The organism is Mucilaginibacter sp. UYNi724, assembly GCF_054057495.1.
Genome location: NZ_JBSRZI010000005.1, coordinates 274,566 through 288,621 on the forward strand (window position 1 = coordinate 274,566; position 14,056 = coordinate 288,621).

Annotated in this window: 15 protein-coding genes; 8 read left to right on the plus strand and 7 right to left on the minus strand. The window is 43.2% G+C overall.

The genetic code is table 11. The annotated features are described in order from the left end of the window. The first annotated feature begins 1 nt into the window (after position 1). Genes ACVW0P_RS10130 through ACVW0P_RS10150 form a run of 5 tightly spaced genes read left to right on the plus strand, consistent with a single transcriptional unit; the run spans position 2 to position 5,267 of the window. Positions 2 to 1,432, plus strand: coding sequence for an anion permease (locus ACVW0P_RS10130; RefSeq protein ID WP_457131983.1), 1,431 nt, complete (start codon positions 2 to 4; stop codon positions 1,430 to 1,432). Between the two features lie 46 nt (positions 1,433 to 1,478). Continuing rightward, a complete protein-coding gene (locus ACVW0P_RS10135; RefSeq protein ID WP_457131984.1) occupies positions 1,479 to 2,138 on the plus strand; it encodes a succinate dehydrogenase cytochrome b subunit in 660 nt (219 codons plus the stop codon). Positions 2,139 to 2,143: 5 nt separating this feature from the next. Then, positions 2,144 to 4,054, plus strand: coding sequence for a fumarate reductase/succinate dehydrogenase flavoprotein subunit (locus ACVW0P_RS10140; protein ID WP_457131985.1), 1,911 nt, complete (start codon positions 2,144 to 2,146; stop codon positions 4,052 to 4,054). 8 nt (positions 4,055 to 4,062) lie between these two features. Continuing rightward, entirely contained in the window at positions 4,063 to 4,809 is a 747-nt protein-coding gene (locus ACVW0P_RS10145) for a succinate dehydrogenase/fumarate reductase iron-sulfur subunit (protein ID WP_457131986.1), read from the plus strand. A gap of 2 nt (positions 4,810 to 4,811) precedes the next feature. Next, entirely contained in the window at positions 4,812 to 5,267 is a 456-nt protein-coding gene (locus tag ACVW0P_RS10150) for a universal stress protein (protein ID WP_354426550.1), read from the plus strand. Between the two features lie 73 nt (positions 5,268 to 5,340). Here ACVW0P_RS10150 and ACVW0P_RS10155 read toward each other — a convergent pair whose 3' ends face one another. The 4 genes from ACVW0P_RS10155 to ACVW0P_RS10170 all read right to left on the minus strand — a co-directional run bounded on the left by ACVW0P_RS10155 (position 5,341) and on the right by ACVW0P_RS10170 (position 8,473). Further along, entirely contained in the window at positions 5,341 to 5,559 is a 219-nt protein-coding gene (locus tag ACVW0P_RS10155; RefSeq protein WP_457131987.1) for an aldo/keto reductase, read from the minus strand. Positions 5,560 to 5,708: 149 nt separating this feature from the next. Further along, positions 5,709 to 6,092, minus strand: coding sequence for a hypothetical protein (locus tag ACVW0P_RS10160; RefSeq protein ID WP_457131988.1), 384 nt, complete (start codon positions 6,090 to 6,092; stop codon positions 5,709 to 5,711). A 39-nt stretch (positions 6,093 to 6,131) separates the two neighbouring features. Continuing rightward, positions 6,132 to 6,812, minus strand: a complete 681-nt coding sequence (locus tag ACVW0P_RS10165) for a hypothetical protein (RefSeq protein WP_457131989.1) — start codon at positions 6,810 to 6,812, stop codon at positions 6,132 to 6,134. Continuing rightward, positions 6,809 to 8,473, minus strand: a complete 1,665-nt coding sequence (locus ACVW0P_RS10170) for a cation-translocating P-type ATPase (protein WP_457131990.1) — start codon at positions 8,471 to 8,473, stop codon at positions 6,809 to 6,811. The genes ACVW0P_RS10165 and ACVW0P_RS10170 overlap by 4 nt, the downstream gene beginning before the upstream one ends. 568 nt (positions 8,474 to 9,041) lie before the next feature. Here ACVW0P_RS10170 and ACVW0P_RS10175 point away from each other — a divergent pair. Further along, positions 9,042 to 9,284, plus strand: coding sequence for a hypothetical protein (locus tag ACVW0P_RS10175; protein WP_457131991.1), 243 nt, complete (start codon positions 9,042 to 9,044; stop codon positions 9,282 to 9,284). Positions 9,285 to 9,546: 262 nt separating this feature from the next. Here the strand turns inward: ACVW0P_RS10175 and ACVW0P_RS10180 are convergent, their stop codons facing one another. The 3 genes from ACVW0P_RS10180 to ACVW0P_RS10190 form a co-directional block, all read right to left on the minus strand. Next, positions 9,547 to 10,947 (minus strand): PAS domain-containing sensor histidine kinase, encoded by a 1,401-nt coding sequence (locus ACVW0P_RS10180; protein ID WP_457131992.1) that lies wholly within the window; start codon positions 10,945 to 10,947, stop codon positions 9,547 to 9,549. A 77-nt stretch (positions 10,948 to 11,024) separates the two neighbouring features. Then, positions 11,025 to 11,330: a hypothetical protein gene (locus ACVW0P_RS10185; RefSeq protein WP_457131993.1), complete on the minus strand. Its 306-nt coding sequence runs from the start codon at positions 11,328 to 11,330 to the stop codon at positions 11,025 to 11,027. Positions 11,331 to 11,335: 5 nt separating this feature from the next. Further along, the gene (locus ACVW0P_RS10190) at positions 11,336 to 11,803 is read right to left on the minus strand and encodes a PAS domain-containing protein (protein WP_457131994.1); all 468 of its coding nucleotides are present in this window, start codon (positions 11,801 to 11,803) and stop codon (positions 11,336 to 11,338) included. 436 nt (positions 11,804 to 12,239) lie between these two features. On the opposite strand from ACVW0P_RS10190, the gene ACVW0P_RS10195 reads away from it, so the two are divergent. Both ACVW0P_RS10195 and ACVW0P_RS10200 read left to right on the plus strand, forming a co-directional pair. Beyond that, entirely contained in the window at positions 12,240 to 13,226 is a 987-nt protein-coding gene (locus ACVW0P_RS10195; RefSeq protein WP_457131995.1) for a 2-hydroxyacid dehydrogenase, read from the plus strand. 90 nt (positions 13,227 to 13,316) lie between these two features. Continuing rightward, positions 13,317 to 13,781: a ferritin-like domain-containing protein gene (locus ACVW0P_RS10200; protein WP_457131996.1), complete on the plus strand. Its 465-nt coding sequence runs from the start codon at positions 13,317 to 13,319 to the stop codon at positions 13,779 to 13,781. Positions 13,782 to 14,056 lie beyond the last annotated feature (275 nt).

The following is a 14,056-nucleotide window of genomic DNA, read 5'->3' on the forward strand; positions in this document are numbered from 1 at the left end:
CATGAAAGAGATCAATCTTAAATCATTTGCGATCACCCTGGTGGTCGGCCTGGTTATCTGGTTTATTCCGGCCCCCGAGGGCGTTAAGTCTAACGCCTGGCATTTGCTTGCTATTTTTGTGGCAACCATTGTAGGCATTATTTTGAAGGCCGCACCTATGGGCACTATGGCCATGTTAGGCATCACGCTGTGCGCGGCAACCCAGGTATTAGCGCCAGGCAAACCAATAGATGCTATCAAAAACGCGCTGAGCGGCTTTGGTAACTCCACTATCTGGCTTATCGGGCTGGCTTTTTTTATAGCACGCGGCTTTATCAAAACCGGGCTGGGCAACCGGCTTGCCTATAATTTTATTAAGCTATTCGGTAAAAGTACATTGGGTTTAGCTTACGGCTTAAACACTGCCGACCTGATATTGGCACCTGCTATTCCAAGCAACACGGCGAGGGCGGGCGGGGTTATCTTCCCTATCATGCAATCTATCGCGGTAAATATGGGCAGCGAACCCGATAAGCCCGAAACGCACCGTAAGATAGGCGCGTTCCTAACGCTAAGCAGCTACAACGCCAATATGATTACTTCGGTGATGTTTTTGACAGCCACAGCAAGTAACCCTATGGCCCAAAAATTTGCCCATGATTTGGGTGTAAACATTACCTGGGGGAGCTGGGCAATGGCAGCGGCCATACCCGGGTTAGTTTGTTTCCTGTTAGTGCCCCTGTTTCTTTATAAATTCTATCCGCCCGAATTGAAGCAAACTAAGGAGGCGCCTGCGATAGCTGCTGCCAAGCTAAAGGAGATGGGTAAGATCACCGTGCAGGAATGGCTAATGGTAGCCACCTTCATCATCCTGTTGGTTCTATGGATCTTTGGTAACCTGATGGCTATAGATGCCACTACGGGCGCGCTCATTGGCCTTTGTATATTGCTGCTTTGCGGCGTGCTTACCTGGGAAGATGTAAAATCTGAAAAAGGCGCATGGGATACTATCGTTTGGTTTTCGGCATTGGTAATGATGGGCTCTTACCTAAACTCTTTAGGGTTGATTGGTTGGTTTGGCCATTTGGTTGGTGGCAGCATGAAACAATTTAGCTGGCAGCTGGCATTCCCGCTTATCATATTGGTTTACTCTTATTGCCATTATATGTTTGCCAGTGCAACCGCTCAGGTGGCCGCCATGTACTCCGTGTTTTTAGCGGTAGGTATAGCAGTTGGTGTACCCGGCCCAATGCTGGCTATTTTCTTAGGCGCCTGTCCTACATTGATGGGATCATTAACCCATTATGGTCACGGGCCTGCGCCGATCTTCTTCGGCAGTACCTACGTGGACATGAAGGACTGGTGGAAACAAGGCTTTTTCATGAGCGTGCTGTTCCTGCTGGTTTGGTTCCTTGTAGGCGGGTTATGGTGGAAGGCTATCGGCTTATGGTAACCGATGCTAAATTCTTTATAAACATCTATTGCCGATACAATCACTTATGAAACAATCAACCATTCAATACAAACTCGTAATGGCCGGCACGGGGCTCTTCCTTTGCTTTTTCCTGGTGATCCATTTGCTGGGTAATCTGCAGTTGTTGTTACCCGCAGCCGAGGCTAAAGAACAATTTAACTGGTACTCGCATTTGCTGGCAGGTAATATGGGTATCAAGATAATTTCTTGGGTACTGCTGATATCTATTATTGCGCATGCGGTTTATGCGCTCATACTGGCCGGTAAAACAAAAAAGGCCAACGGCCCCAAATATGTTTATGACAAGCGGGCCAATGTTAGCCCATGGAACAGCCGGAATATGGGTCTGCTGGGCACGGTTATCCTCGTGTTTTTGGTTATTCACCTAAAGGATTTTTGGTACGTTTCTGACTTTACCACCATGGGCTTAGATAAGCAGGGGTATAAGGATATGTATTCGGTTGTTGTACTAACCTTTCATCAATGGTGGTATGTGCTTATCTATGAGGTCTCGTTTATTGCTGTAGGCTTTCACCTGTTGCATGGCTTTTTCAGCGCGGCCCGTACGTTGGGATTATACCACCCCAAATATGTAAAGATAGTGCGATATACCGGATGGGCATACACAGCTTTTATAACCGGTGGATTTATGCTGATACCCATTGTTGTTTATTTAAATAATTGATCATCATGTTAGAATCAAAAATACCCGGGGGCGCGCTCGCCGATAAATGGGACAATTATAAAGAGCACGTAAAGCTGGTAAACCCTGCTAACCGGAAAAAGCTGGATGTTATAGTAGTGGGCACCGGCTTGGCAGGCGCATCTTGCGCGGCATCCCTCGGCGAACTGGGTTACAATGTAAAATCATTCTGTTTTCAGGACTCGCCGCGCAGGGCACATAGCGTTGCAGCACAGGGCGGGGTTAATGCAGCCAAAAATTATAAAAATGATGGCGACAGTATCTTTCGCATGTTTTCGGATACGATCAAAGGCGGCGATTTCCGTTCCCGCGAAGCGAATGTTTACAGGCTGGCCGAGTGCTCGGCCAACCTTATAGACCAGGCAGTAGCACAAGGCGTACCATTTGCAAGGGAATACGGCGGTTATTTAAACAACCGCTCATTTGGTGGGGTGCAGGTTTCCCGTACCTTTTATGCGCGCGGGCAAACCGGGCAACAACTTTTGTTAGGGGCTTACCAGGCCCTGATGCGCCAGGTTGGGGCAAATAAAGTGAAAACCTACACCCGCCACGAAATGCTGGATTTGGTTGTGATTGACGGTAAAGCCAAAGGCATCATTACCCGCGACCTGGTAACAGGTGAGATAGAACGCCACGCCGCTAATGCAGTAGTGCTGGCAAGCGGTGGCTATGGTAAGGTCTATTACCTATCTACGTTGGCCATGGGCTGCAATACATCTGCCATTTGGCGGGCACACAAAAAAGGGGCTTACATGTCAGGTGTTAGCTGGATCCAGTTTCACCCTACTTGCTTGCCGCAATCGGGAGAGCATCAGTCCAAATTAACATTGATGTCCGAATCGCTGCGCAACGACGGGCGCATCTGGGTACCGAAGAAAGCACATGACGAACGTAAACCAAACGATATCCCCGAAGAGGAAAGGGATTATTATTTGGAGCGCCGGTACCCAACTTTCGGCAACCTGGCACCAAGGGATATTTCATCACGTGCTGCCAAAGAGCGTATTGATGCAGGTTGCGGCGTTGGCGTTATGAAAAACGCGGTATTTCTTGATTTTTCAAAAGCCATCAAAGAACAGGGCAAGGAAAAGATAAAAGAGAAATATAGCAACCTGTTTAAAATGTATGATAAGATCAATGCGGTAAATGCTTACGAGGAGCCAATGCTGATCTCGCCCGCGGCACATTTTACCATGGGCGGGCTATGGGTCGACTATGAATTGATGACCACTATCCCCGGTCTATTTGCTCTTGGGGAAGCAAACTTTGCCGACCATGGCGCTAACAGGCTTGGTGCAAACTCTTTGCTACAAGCTTCGGTTGATGGTTACTTCATTGCGCCTTACAGCATCCCCAATTATTTGGCCGGAGAGTTAAAGGCCGAAAAGATCACTACAGATCACCCGGCATTTGCCGAGGCAGAGCAAGCAGTGAAAAAACAATTACAGCAATTCCTAAATATCAACGGGCACTTGTCTGCCGACCATTTCCACAAAACACTGGGCAAGCTGCTATATGATGGTTGTGGCTTATCCCGAACAAGAAATAGCTTAGAAAAGGCAATAATAGCCATCAAAGCATTACGAGATCAATTTTATAAAGAGCTTAAAATAACAGGTGATCATACCGTTAACAGTGAACTGGAAAAAGCAGGCCGCGTGGCCGATTATCTTGATCTGGGCATATTGATGTGCGAAGATGCTTTAAGCCGCGAAGAATCATGCGGCGCGCATTTTAGAGAAGAGTATCAAACGCCGGATGGTGAAGCATTACGTAACGACCAAGACTATTGCTATGTATCTGCATGGGAGTGGAAAGGCGCAGATGCGGCACACGAATTACACAAAGAACCGCTGGTATTCGAAAATGTATCATTAACCGTTAGAAGCTATAAATAAAGCCAATCATGAAAATATACTTGAAGATCTGGCGACAGGATAACCCTGCATCACCCGGCCAAATGAAAGACTACGAATTGGATGACGTGTCGACCGATATGTCGTTCCTGGAGATGATGGATTTGCTCAATGAATCGCTGATTCAAAAAAGCGAACGCGTAGTAGAATTTGACCACGATTGCCGCGAAGGTATTTGCGGGCAATGCGGGATGATGATTAACGGAAGGGCCCATGGCCCACTTACCCATACAACTACTTGTCAGTTGCATATGCGGAGTTTTAAAGATGGCGATACGATATATATCGAACCGTTCCGTGCGGCTGCATTCCCCATAGTTCGCGACTTGAAAGTTGACCGCAAAGCATTTGATAAGATCATCCAGGCAGGCGGGTTTATTTCTGCCTCGACAGGAGAAACGCCCGAAGCTAACGGTATATTGATTTCACATGCTGTTGCAGAAGCTGCGTTTGATGCTGCGGCCTGTATCGGTTGTGGGGCTTGTGTAGCTACCTGTAAAAATTCAAGTGCCGATCTTTTCACATCTGCAAAAATTACGCAGTTGGCTTTACTGCCTCAGGGGCAAATAGAACGCACTGAACGGGTAATTGCTATGGTGGATCAAATGGATGCCGAAGGGTTTGGCCACTGTACCAACACGGAGGCCTGCGAGGTAGAATGCCCGCAAGAGATATCGGTATTGCACATTGCAAGAATGAATTATGAGTATAACAAGGCACAGATTATATCAGATTAATTATGGAAACCAGGAAAATAATATTGCTGCTTACAGATTTTACAAAACGAGCAGAAAGGGCAGCAGATATGGCGCTGGAACTTGCTCTAAGTAATAATGCTGATATCTTGATATACAATTCAATAGTTTCTATCGAGGCTTCTGTAATTACCGGCGAAAGAAGGTCACCGGATAAGGAGATTGCAGCAATGGACCATACAAGTGGGGAAAGATTAGACCACTTGTCCCAATATTTAAAATCAAAATTAACCGCCGGGCAGCAGGCGGCTCTTACTATCAGTTGCAAAAGAGGAACAGGGCCGGTTATGGAAACCATTTCAGAATTGGTTTCCGAAAATTTGATTTGGTTGGTGGTGATGGGGAATCACGTTGATAAAACTATTGCAACTTTGTATTTTGACAGTAATATCCCTTCTGTTATGAATTACTGTGGTTGCCCGCTGTTACTGGTGCCTTGATAAGGTGCTTTAAAACATTATTTAAAATGATTCCGTTGTGATTTAACGTTTTTACATCCTCAGCGGTATTGTATTAAAACGTGCTTGTTTTTCGTCTTCCTTTAATGGCCTCGTAAATCGTTAGCTCGTTAAAGCCCATCCCATAAAAATCAGCAGTATTTAAAAAACTTATACCAGAATCAATCGCATGCTTTAATGTTTCAATTGTTTGTTTTTTTGCTTTTTTCTCGCTCTTCCGGAGCCGGAGTATCCATTCATGTGCCAATGGCAATAGAAGATATTTCTGGCCCATTTTTCCCAAGTTTTCTTGCTTTCATACAGGTATGTTATTTATTAAAGGTATAAAAAGTTGTTCGGATAAATTATCAGGCAATTTTGTCCTTTTGTCGTTTTCATTTTTTTTGACAGCTCATAAACGGTAAAATAATAATCAGGAATGTATCAGCCATTTACCTGCCGCCTTAATGAAACCGGGGCGGGATAATCCTTTACATAGCCTGTCCTTAATATGAACTGCACCGGATCAGTAATGCCTATAGAAACGTTAAGGCCTTGATGAATGGATGGCTCTTCCAATATTTGGGTCATCGGGTGTATGGCGATATTTTGACTTCTGACTTTCAAGAAAAGCCGCTGCATCCGCATCCCGGTTTCGATCAGGGAAATTACAGATTGGTCTTTGCTTGTGATCAAAAACCAGCCTGCTGAGGATGCTACCTGTTGCTCTGTCTGCTTAATATTCTGATCTCTGAAGCTATTACCCATCACATTGGATTTCCCATAAAAGTTGCGGACTACCCAACCGGAAATGCCTGCTATTTCCATACTCCCCGGGGTGAGGCCGTCCCTGTATTTCTCTGCATCTTAGTTGGAAAACCTGATCCAGTCGGCCAGTTCTTTTTGGGCGGCATTCCGGTAGGATTGGACTTTATTGGCTTCGATGGTTTGTTCATTAAGATATTGATATGCTTTAGTTGTACGTGGTATGAAATGAACCAGATCCGGTTCATTGCTTATCAGCAGCCTGATATCTTCATTTTTCAATGCTCCGGGAAGTATGTTTGATCTTACAGTTCGCCGTTCTACAATACTTTTTGTATCGTACCTGGATTGGTTTCCCGGCTTTGTCAGTTTTACTTCCATTACTTGTTCATCCTGGTTAGTATTGGCCATTAAACTGAATTGGCATTTATAGCCCAGGCTATCTGAGGCATATGCTAAATTTTGAATAAATGCACCAATAGATAGCATTGTTTCCCGTTGCGTTGGGTCAACAGCTGGTAACCACTTACTTTTATCGTTGCAGATGACCCAGTGCAAAGGTTCTATATGTTTAATAAACCAGGGTTGTGTGTTATGTCCGCTCGGCGCCAGGGAAGCGAGGTATAGTATTTGCCGTTCATCCTTAGTTAACAGCGTTTTGGTTTGGTTATCCGGCTTCAGATTGGCCCTTACAAAATTGCTTTTATCGCTGAAGCCATAATACGTAGCACCGGCAATAACTACCGCCCCCCCTGCTGCGCCTAAAAATTCTCTTCTCTTCATGATGAAGTATAATTAGTAGCAATTTTCCCGTTTGTTAGTCTTTTTCGCCATTTGAAAAGTTCAAACCATATCACTGAAGCACAGCCAATACTTGCGGATACCGCAAATTCTAAGAGGCTTAATGGCTCGAAACCAAAGAAACCAGCCAGTGGCCCAATGCATATCAGCGATGCTGATATAAGCACGGTGATCCCGATGATCAGCAAAACCAGGTTGTTTTTATAGCGGATAGTCGTCAGCAGCGAATAATAGAAGGAACGATTCGCCAGCGTAAGTAATATATTGGCGGCGATAAGGCTGGTAAATACCATCGTACGGGTCAGCTGTTCATCTGCTCCTTTACTTACCGCGTACTGGTATGTTGCCAGCGTTCCCGCAGTTATCACCAGCCCCTGTATGATACTGGTGGTTAATTCTTTCCAGTTAAAGAAAGTGGTGCTGAACGGACGGGGTTTTTGCAGCATCGTATTTTGTTCAATCGGCTCGTTTTCATAAATTATGGAACAGGTTGGGCCCATAATCAATTCCAGGAAAATGATATGCACAGGCGAAAATATATTGGGGTAGATCCATCCTAATGCCAACGGAATAAATACCGTTAATATAATAGGGATATGGATGGAGATAATGTATTGGATCGCCTTTTTCAGGTTGATATAGATCCGCCTGCCCATTGCTATGGCATCCACCATTTTGGAAAGATCATCTTCTAACAGGATCAGCGATGCTGCCTGTTTGGCAATTTCGGTGCCTTTTTTGCCCATCGCGATGCCAATGTTCGCTGCTTTCAACGCCGGCCCGTCGTTCACGCCATCACCGGTCATGGCTACGATCTCGTTTTTAGCTTTTAAGGCATTGATGATCCTCAGTTTGGCATCCGGGAACATGCGGGTAAAAACGTTCAATGTTTCCACCTTCCCGCCAAGTTCTTTGTCAGATAATTGCATAAGTGCATCACCGCTGATACCCTTGTTAAAACCTTTAAAGTCAATCTGACGGGCTATAGCACCCGTAGTTTCCGCATTATCGCCCGTAATGATTTTCACATCAATGCCCGCCTTGTAAAAATCCTGCAATACGGCACTGATATTTTTCTTGGGCGGATCATAAAACGCAACCAGGCCTTTAAAGTTAAATTTGAATTCCTGCTGCGTAGCCGGGAAGTCATTACCTGCAAAATCGGCTTCGCCAACAGCCAATATGCGGTAACCATCGGCAGCGAGATCTTTAATTGCTGCGTTAATGCGGTCTTTCTCTATATCGTACACTTCACTGACCTTAATCAAAGCTTCCGGTGCCCCTTTTGCTGCGATAATTCGTTGTCCTTTTGCATTTTCAAAAAGGTGTGTCATCATCGGCGGTTTGCCGCCTAAAGGATATTCATGGATCATGTGGTAATCCTGTCTTTCATCAACAAAGGCTATTTTAGTATAAGCTTCGTGCAGGGCAATCTCCATCGGGTCAAAAGGCATCGGTTCACTTGCCCACTTCGCCAGCCTTATCAATTCCTTTTCAGCTTCGCCGGTTATGTCATCAGCATTTGAAATATAATCCGTTTGCAGGAGATATAATTTAGCCAGGCTCATTTTATTCTCAGTTAGGGTGCCGGTTTTGTCGGTGCATATGACAGACGCGCTGCCTAAAGTTTCAACGGTTTTCATCTGCTTAACCAAGACCGGCCCAGGTAGTTGAATATTAGACCAGCACCGAGGATAAGGGTGTCGCTCTTACATAATAAAGCGATAGGGTTAGTGTATATGGTTTTGTTGTGTGTGCCACTTGTAAAGGTGTAGTTGTCAAAATAAAGTATCCCCTTTATATTCACCATCGATCTTGCCAATATTCAGTTCACTTTCGAATGACGTTGGTTTAATTTCATAATATTTGATATATAGTTGTCCTGTAACCTTACCATTTGGTGAATGGTTAGGATCAAGCTTGCGCTGTCTTTTCCGAAAAGTGCGACAAAACATTGTTGATCAGGCCTCAAATTTCCCGGTAGCCTTGTCAGGATATCCATGTAGTTCGCAGCGGTCTACTTACCATTGTTGCAGCCAAAAAGGACCGCCAAAGCAAATATTAAGAGTATATAGATAGATTTTCTCACGTCATAAAGTTCGTCTATACCCTGTTTAACAACAGTGACCCGTGTCACAATCAAGGTTGATACCAGTCACTTAAAACCTGCATTGCTGCCGTATTAAAGGGGTGAGGTTTAATGCCAAAATAGTGAATGACGCATTTGAAAAACATCTTGAAAAATATGCGCTAAGCCCGACTGTGATAGGCCTGTATAAAAAAATCATCACCGATACCTATGAGGATGCCATGAGGGCTGTTTTTGAGGCAAAAAATAAGGGCAAGTCTGCTAAAAAAGCTGACTTGCCCGTTAAGGTAGCCCACACTGGGCAATTCTCGAACTATTTTATGGAAGATTTAAGAAAAATATCAAATATTTCAATGTTTATATAAATTGGATAATCTTTCCTTCTGCCAGCCCATAGGTGAATAATCTCGAACCATTCCGGGGGTAGTGAAAATATTTCTTTTTCCATAGTAGAAAGGATTCGAGCCCTTCTTCAGGAACTGCAAAGGATTCGAAAGTTTTGAATCCCTTTTTTTGTTTTATATTTAAATATCAGCCAGGAAACAGTGTTTATGCTGAAATTTAGCCCTATAAATTATTAAGATTCCGACGGACTTGAGCAGCGATTCAGCATAACAAAAACTATGGTTAGGCTATAGGCAAGGTAAACCAAAAAGCACTTCCTTTACCCAACTCACTATTTACACCAATTTGGCCATTGTGTTTTTTGATTATTTCGGCAGATATATATAATCCAAGCCCTAACCCTGAATATTGACTTCCGCTACTATCTACGCGGTAGAAACGATCAAATAAATGAAGTAATTTATCTGGCGGAATACCCGGCCCCTTATCTATAACTGATACTTTAGCCATATCATTTACTTTCTCAATTAAAATTCGTATCTCTTTTGAATCGGCTGCATATTTTATAGCATTGTTAACAAAATTGATTACAACCTGATCGATCCGCGCAGCATCAGCATATACTTCAACATCCGTATCACCTTCAGTTTTGATGATATAAATACCTTCGGCACGCACATGAGGACAGCATTCCTCTATCACTTCAGAAAGATTTAGCAGTTTTTTGTTAATGTGGAGTTGCCCTTCATTTGCAACACTTGCATTTAACAAATCATCCATCAGTATGCTAACTTTATCTAAACTTTTATTTGCTTGTACAATAAGTTTAGGCAACATGATATTAGAAGGGTTATCCTTTATTCTGTTCAGTAATTGTAGGGAAGCTTTTAAACTGGTAATAGGTGTTTTAAGTTCGTGGCTGGCAATACTGATAAAATCATCTTTTTGTTGTTGCAGCATCCTTAGTTCTTGTATATCTGTTGCAGTACCTATCCATAATTGCACTTGTCCATCATCATTTTTTATTGGCGTTAAACGGATCAAATGCCATCTGTATGATCCATCGGCACTCATGCCTCGGATTTGAAACTCCCCGCTATCGCTTGTTTCACGGATTGAACTATATTCGTTTAAGGCAATTTGTAAATCATCAGGATGAATCATGGCCTTACATCCTAATGAATTGGTTTGTTTATGATCCAGCCCGGTATAATCATACCACCGCTGATTATAAAAAGTTATTTCTCCTTCCGTTGTATTTGTCCAAGCTATTTGAGGCATGGTATTTAAGAGCTTCCTGAAAAGCTCTTCGCTTTCTTTTATCTTTTGGTTTAATTGTGCCTGTGGTGTTACTTCTGTGCCGATAACTGCCACGGCATTTATTTTACCCGTTGTATCTCTTTGCGCCTGATAGATAAATGTATAATAAGATAACTCCTTTTGACCATTACGCACGAAATAAACCGGCATTTCGTAAGCAAAATGGGGTTGCCCGGTTGTATAAACCTGGTTAAATAGATCATCAAACCCATGTCCAACCAATTCCGGCAAAGCGGTTAACAATGGCTTGCCTACCACATTTTTTCCTTTCCCCCAGGTTTCTAAAATAGCATCGTTGGCTATATCGATAATCATTTCTTCACCTTTTAAAATGGCGATCAATGAAGGAGATGAAAATATCATTTCCTGATAACGATGTTCGATTTCTTCTATTTTTTTGCGGGATGTTACCTGCTCGGTTACATCGTAAGCGATGGCGGTTACGCCGGAAATATTCTCATCTTCTTCGTAATAGGGTTGGTAAACAATATTAAAATACCGTCTTCCATTTTAACATCATATTGTAGCCGCGCAAGTATTTCATTTGCGTAGACAGGTGTACCTGTTTTTAAAACGGACAATATCATTTCCGGAAATGGTTGATCTTTTACTTCAGGTAGCACCTGGAGCAATGTTTTGCCTTGCACATCCCGGCCTTTCCCCCAAAAATCTTTCATCAGGTCATTGGCAAGAGTGATAACCAGGTCTTCACTCTTCATGATACAAAATGCAAACGGGGATTTCATTAGCATCATGTAATACCGCTTTTCGCTGTCTGCGATCTGCTCAATGGATTTTTTTTTCGCTCCAGCCGCGCCTTCAATGTTTCTACTTCTGTTGCATCTTCAAGGCGTTGGGTGATATATTTGATATTACCGGATTCATCCAGCGTAGGTGAATGTACAATTCGATAATGCTTTAGATTGATATCTGGTACGGGTTCATCAGTAGTATAAGTAGGGATGCTTAAAGTCTCCGTAGTTTTATATCGAATTACGCGTTTTAAAGAAGCTCGTATGTCATCTATGCTATCAGCAACTGTTTGATTGGCGGCATTCTTAAAAACGTCAAAAATGTTTTTACCTTCAATCGCTTCATTTAATTTGTTAACAGCCTTCAAATAGGCAGCCGTTGCAGAAATAATAGTAAAATCTGCGTTAATAATTAATAATAATTCAGGAGAACTATCGAATAAAGTCTTATAATCAGGAGTGTCCATATTTCATTTTTTGTAGCTGTATAATCAACAAAAATGAAAAAACAAACTTTCGCTAATTTGCTTTCTTTCCTCGTATTGAAGTAATTATCGCGGTCGAAGCAGGGACTAACCTGCTTTATTTTTAGGTTATAAACTCTTGTAATAGGTTTTTATACTCCCTGTGCCGTGTGTAAAGTTTGAAAAAATAAACTCACCAGTTGTTAGCGCCTGATTGATAGACAATTTATAACAAGTTTTGTTCTATACAAGGGAGTTGAAAAGGGAACTGAAAGGTATCAAGAAATGGTGATATAACGGTCGAGTATCACGTGTTTAAAATCAGAAAAGCCCCAGGTAAAATAGTTATCTCCATTAGACCATCATTAAAATTATTCAGTAGTTTGCAAAAGCTCCGGCAGACATTCAAGTATTTCAGTAAACTCAAGTCTAATCACAGATGAAAATAGCCATATTTAGTACCTACCGATATGATGAGGAATTTTTGAACCGGTTCAATACAGGTCATGACCTTATTTTTTTTACCGTGTCGTTAAACGAACAGACGGCAGAACTCACCAAAGGATTTGAGGCCGTTTGCATCTTTGTGAATGATCTGGTCAACGAATCCGTACTCAAACGGATTCAGGCTAACGGTGTAAGATTGATCGTCCTGCGCTGCGCAGGGTTCAATAATGTCGACCTCAAGGCCGCGAAAGTGTTGAACATCCCGGTATTGCGCGTCCCTGCCTACTCACCTGAAGCGGTAGCCGAACACGCGATGGCCATGATCTTGACCTTAAACCGCAAAACCCATAAAGCTTATAACCGGGTTCGGGAAGGTAATTTTTCAATAGAAAAACTAATGGGGTTCAACTTACATGGGCGAAAGGTAGCAGTAATCGGTACAGGCAAGATTGGGAAGGCTTTTTGTCGCATACTGAAAGGATTTGGCTGCCGGGTCAGTGCTTATGATCTTTTTCCTGATACCGAACTGGTCGGGCAAGGTGTGATTTACGGAACCCTTGAAGAAACAGTATCGGGAGCGGACATTGTTTCTTTGCATTGCCCCTTATCGGATACCACGCGGCACCTGATCAATACCGAAACCTTGAAACTGTTTAAACCCGGCGCAATGCTAATTAACACCAGTCGGGGTGCCCTGATCAATACAAATGATGTGATAGAGGCATTAAAAAGTGGACAACTGGGGTATCTTGGACTGGATGTGTACGAACAGGAAACCGCTCTCTTTTTTCATGATCTCTCTGAAGATATCATACCGGACGAAATGATCAGCCGGCTCATTTCCTTCCCGAATGTGCTGATCACCTCTCATCAGGGTTTCTTTACCCAGGAGGCGATGGAACAGATCGCCAGGGTTACTTTTTGTAATATCGATGCATTTACAGATGGAACGGAACTGCTGAATGAAGTTAGCATCTGATCAGGATTATTGTCAATGCCATTTCCTTTTGAATTTCTATTCATCAATAACCAAACATATTGATGCCACCCGTGTTCCCTTTTAAATCATATGGGAACTTTACAACACATAGAACACCAGATCTCAGCGATCAACGATCTGATCAAGATAAATAATGACCGCGTTGCTGGTTATCAAAAGGCGCTGTCCGCAGGTACAGATGCCGACCTGCAAACGCTGTTTGAGAAATATATTCAGCAAAGCCAGGATGCCGTTCGCGAACTCCATGAACAGATCCATGCGCTGGGTGGGTTACCTTCCGATGGAACCACCGTTGCCGGTAAGTTTTACAGGACGTGGATGGATGTGAAATCTGTCTTTAGCGGTCCTGACAGGCAGGATATATTGTCAGACTGCGAACGGGGCGAAGATGTGGCCAAAGGTGCGTATCGTTTGGCACTGGATGATAAAGAACTGATCTGGGAAGATCCGGCGCTGGTAAAATTACTTACCGGACAGTTCGACGATCTCAAAGCTGCGCATGATGAGGTTAAAGCACTACGTGATTCGAAATAAATAGTTGATCTGTTAAGCACCCTTTCGTAAAATCCTTTGAACATGTTGGTACGGAGTTGTGTGATAAGAGTGCTTTGATCATTTTATTACGTAACCTTTATCATGCTGGATATTCCGCTGAAATAGACCAATGATTCATAGGTAAAGTACCGGCTTTTCTGTTGACCCTTGCCTTTTAGTTGGATATACCGCTGATATTGACCACCCAATTCCGGCGGAATGTGACCAGTGATTCCGCGTCAAATTGACCACCCCATTCCGGGGCAAACTGACCA

Excerpts from the sequence above, each read along its gene's own strand:
- ACVW0P_RS10140 (WP_457131985.1), top strand. The coding sequence starts at position 2,144 with ATGTTAGAATCAAAAATACCCGGGGGCGCGCTCGCCGATAAATGGGAC.
- ACVW0P_RS10170 (WP_457131990.1), bottom strand. The coding sequence starts at position 8,473 with ATGAAAACCGTTGAAACTTTAGGCAGCGCGTCTGTCATATGCACCGAC.
- ACVW0P_RS10130 (WP_457131983.1), top strand. The coding sequence starts at position 2 with ATGAAAGAGATCAATCTTAAATCATTTGCGATCACCCTGGTGGTCGGC.
- ACVW0P_RS10135 (WP_457131984.1), top strand. The coding sequence starts at position 1,479 with ATGAAACAATCAACCATTCAATACAAACTCGTAATGGCCGGCACGGGG.
- ACVW0P_RS10150 (WP_354426550.1), top strand. The coding sequence starts at position 4,812 with ATGGAAACCAGGAAAATAATATTGCTGCTTACAGATTTTACAAAACGA.
- ACVW0P_RS10145 (WP_457131986.1), top strand. The coding sequence starts at position 4,063 with ATGAAAATATACTTGAAGATCTGGCGACAGGATAACCCTGCATCACCC.
- ACVW0P_RS10165 (WP_457131989.1), bottom strand. The coding sequence starts at position 6,812 with ATGAAGAGAAGAGAATTTTTAGGCGCAGCAGGGGGGGCGGTAGTTATT.
- ACVW0P_RS10195 (WP_457131995.1), top strand. The coding sequence starts at position 12,240 with ATGAAAATAGCCATATTTAGTACCTACCGATATGATGAGGAATTTTTG.
- ACVW0P_RS10180 (WP_457131992.1), bottom strand. The coding sequence starts at position 10,947 with ATGATATTTTCATCTCCTTCATTGATCGCCATTTTAAAAGGTGAAGAA.
- ACVW0P_RS10200 (WP_457131996.1), top strand. The coding sequence starts at position 13,317 with ATGGGAACTTTACAACACATAGAACACCAGATCTCAGCGATCAACGAT.
- ACVW0P_RS10160 (WP_457131988.1), bottom strand. The coding sequence starts at position 6,092 with ATGGAAATAGCAGGCATTTCCGGTTGGGTAGTCCGCAACTTTTATGGG.
- ACVW0P_RS10190 (WP_457131994.1), bottom strand. The coding sequence starts at position 11,803 with ATGGACACTCCTGATTATAAGACTTTATTCGATAGTTCTCCTGAATTA.
- ACVW0P_RS10155 (WP_457131987.1), bottom strand. The coding sequence starts at position 5,559 with ATGGGCCAGAAATATCTTCTATTGCCATTGGCACATGAATGGATACTC.
- ACVW0P_RS10185 (WP_457131993.1), bottom strand. The coding sequence starts at position 11,330 with ATGAAATCCCCGTTTGCATTTTGTATCATGAAGAGTGAAGACCTGGTT.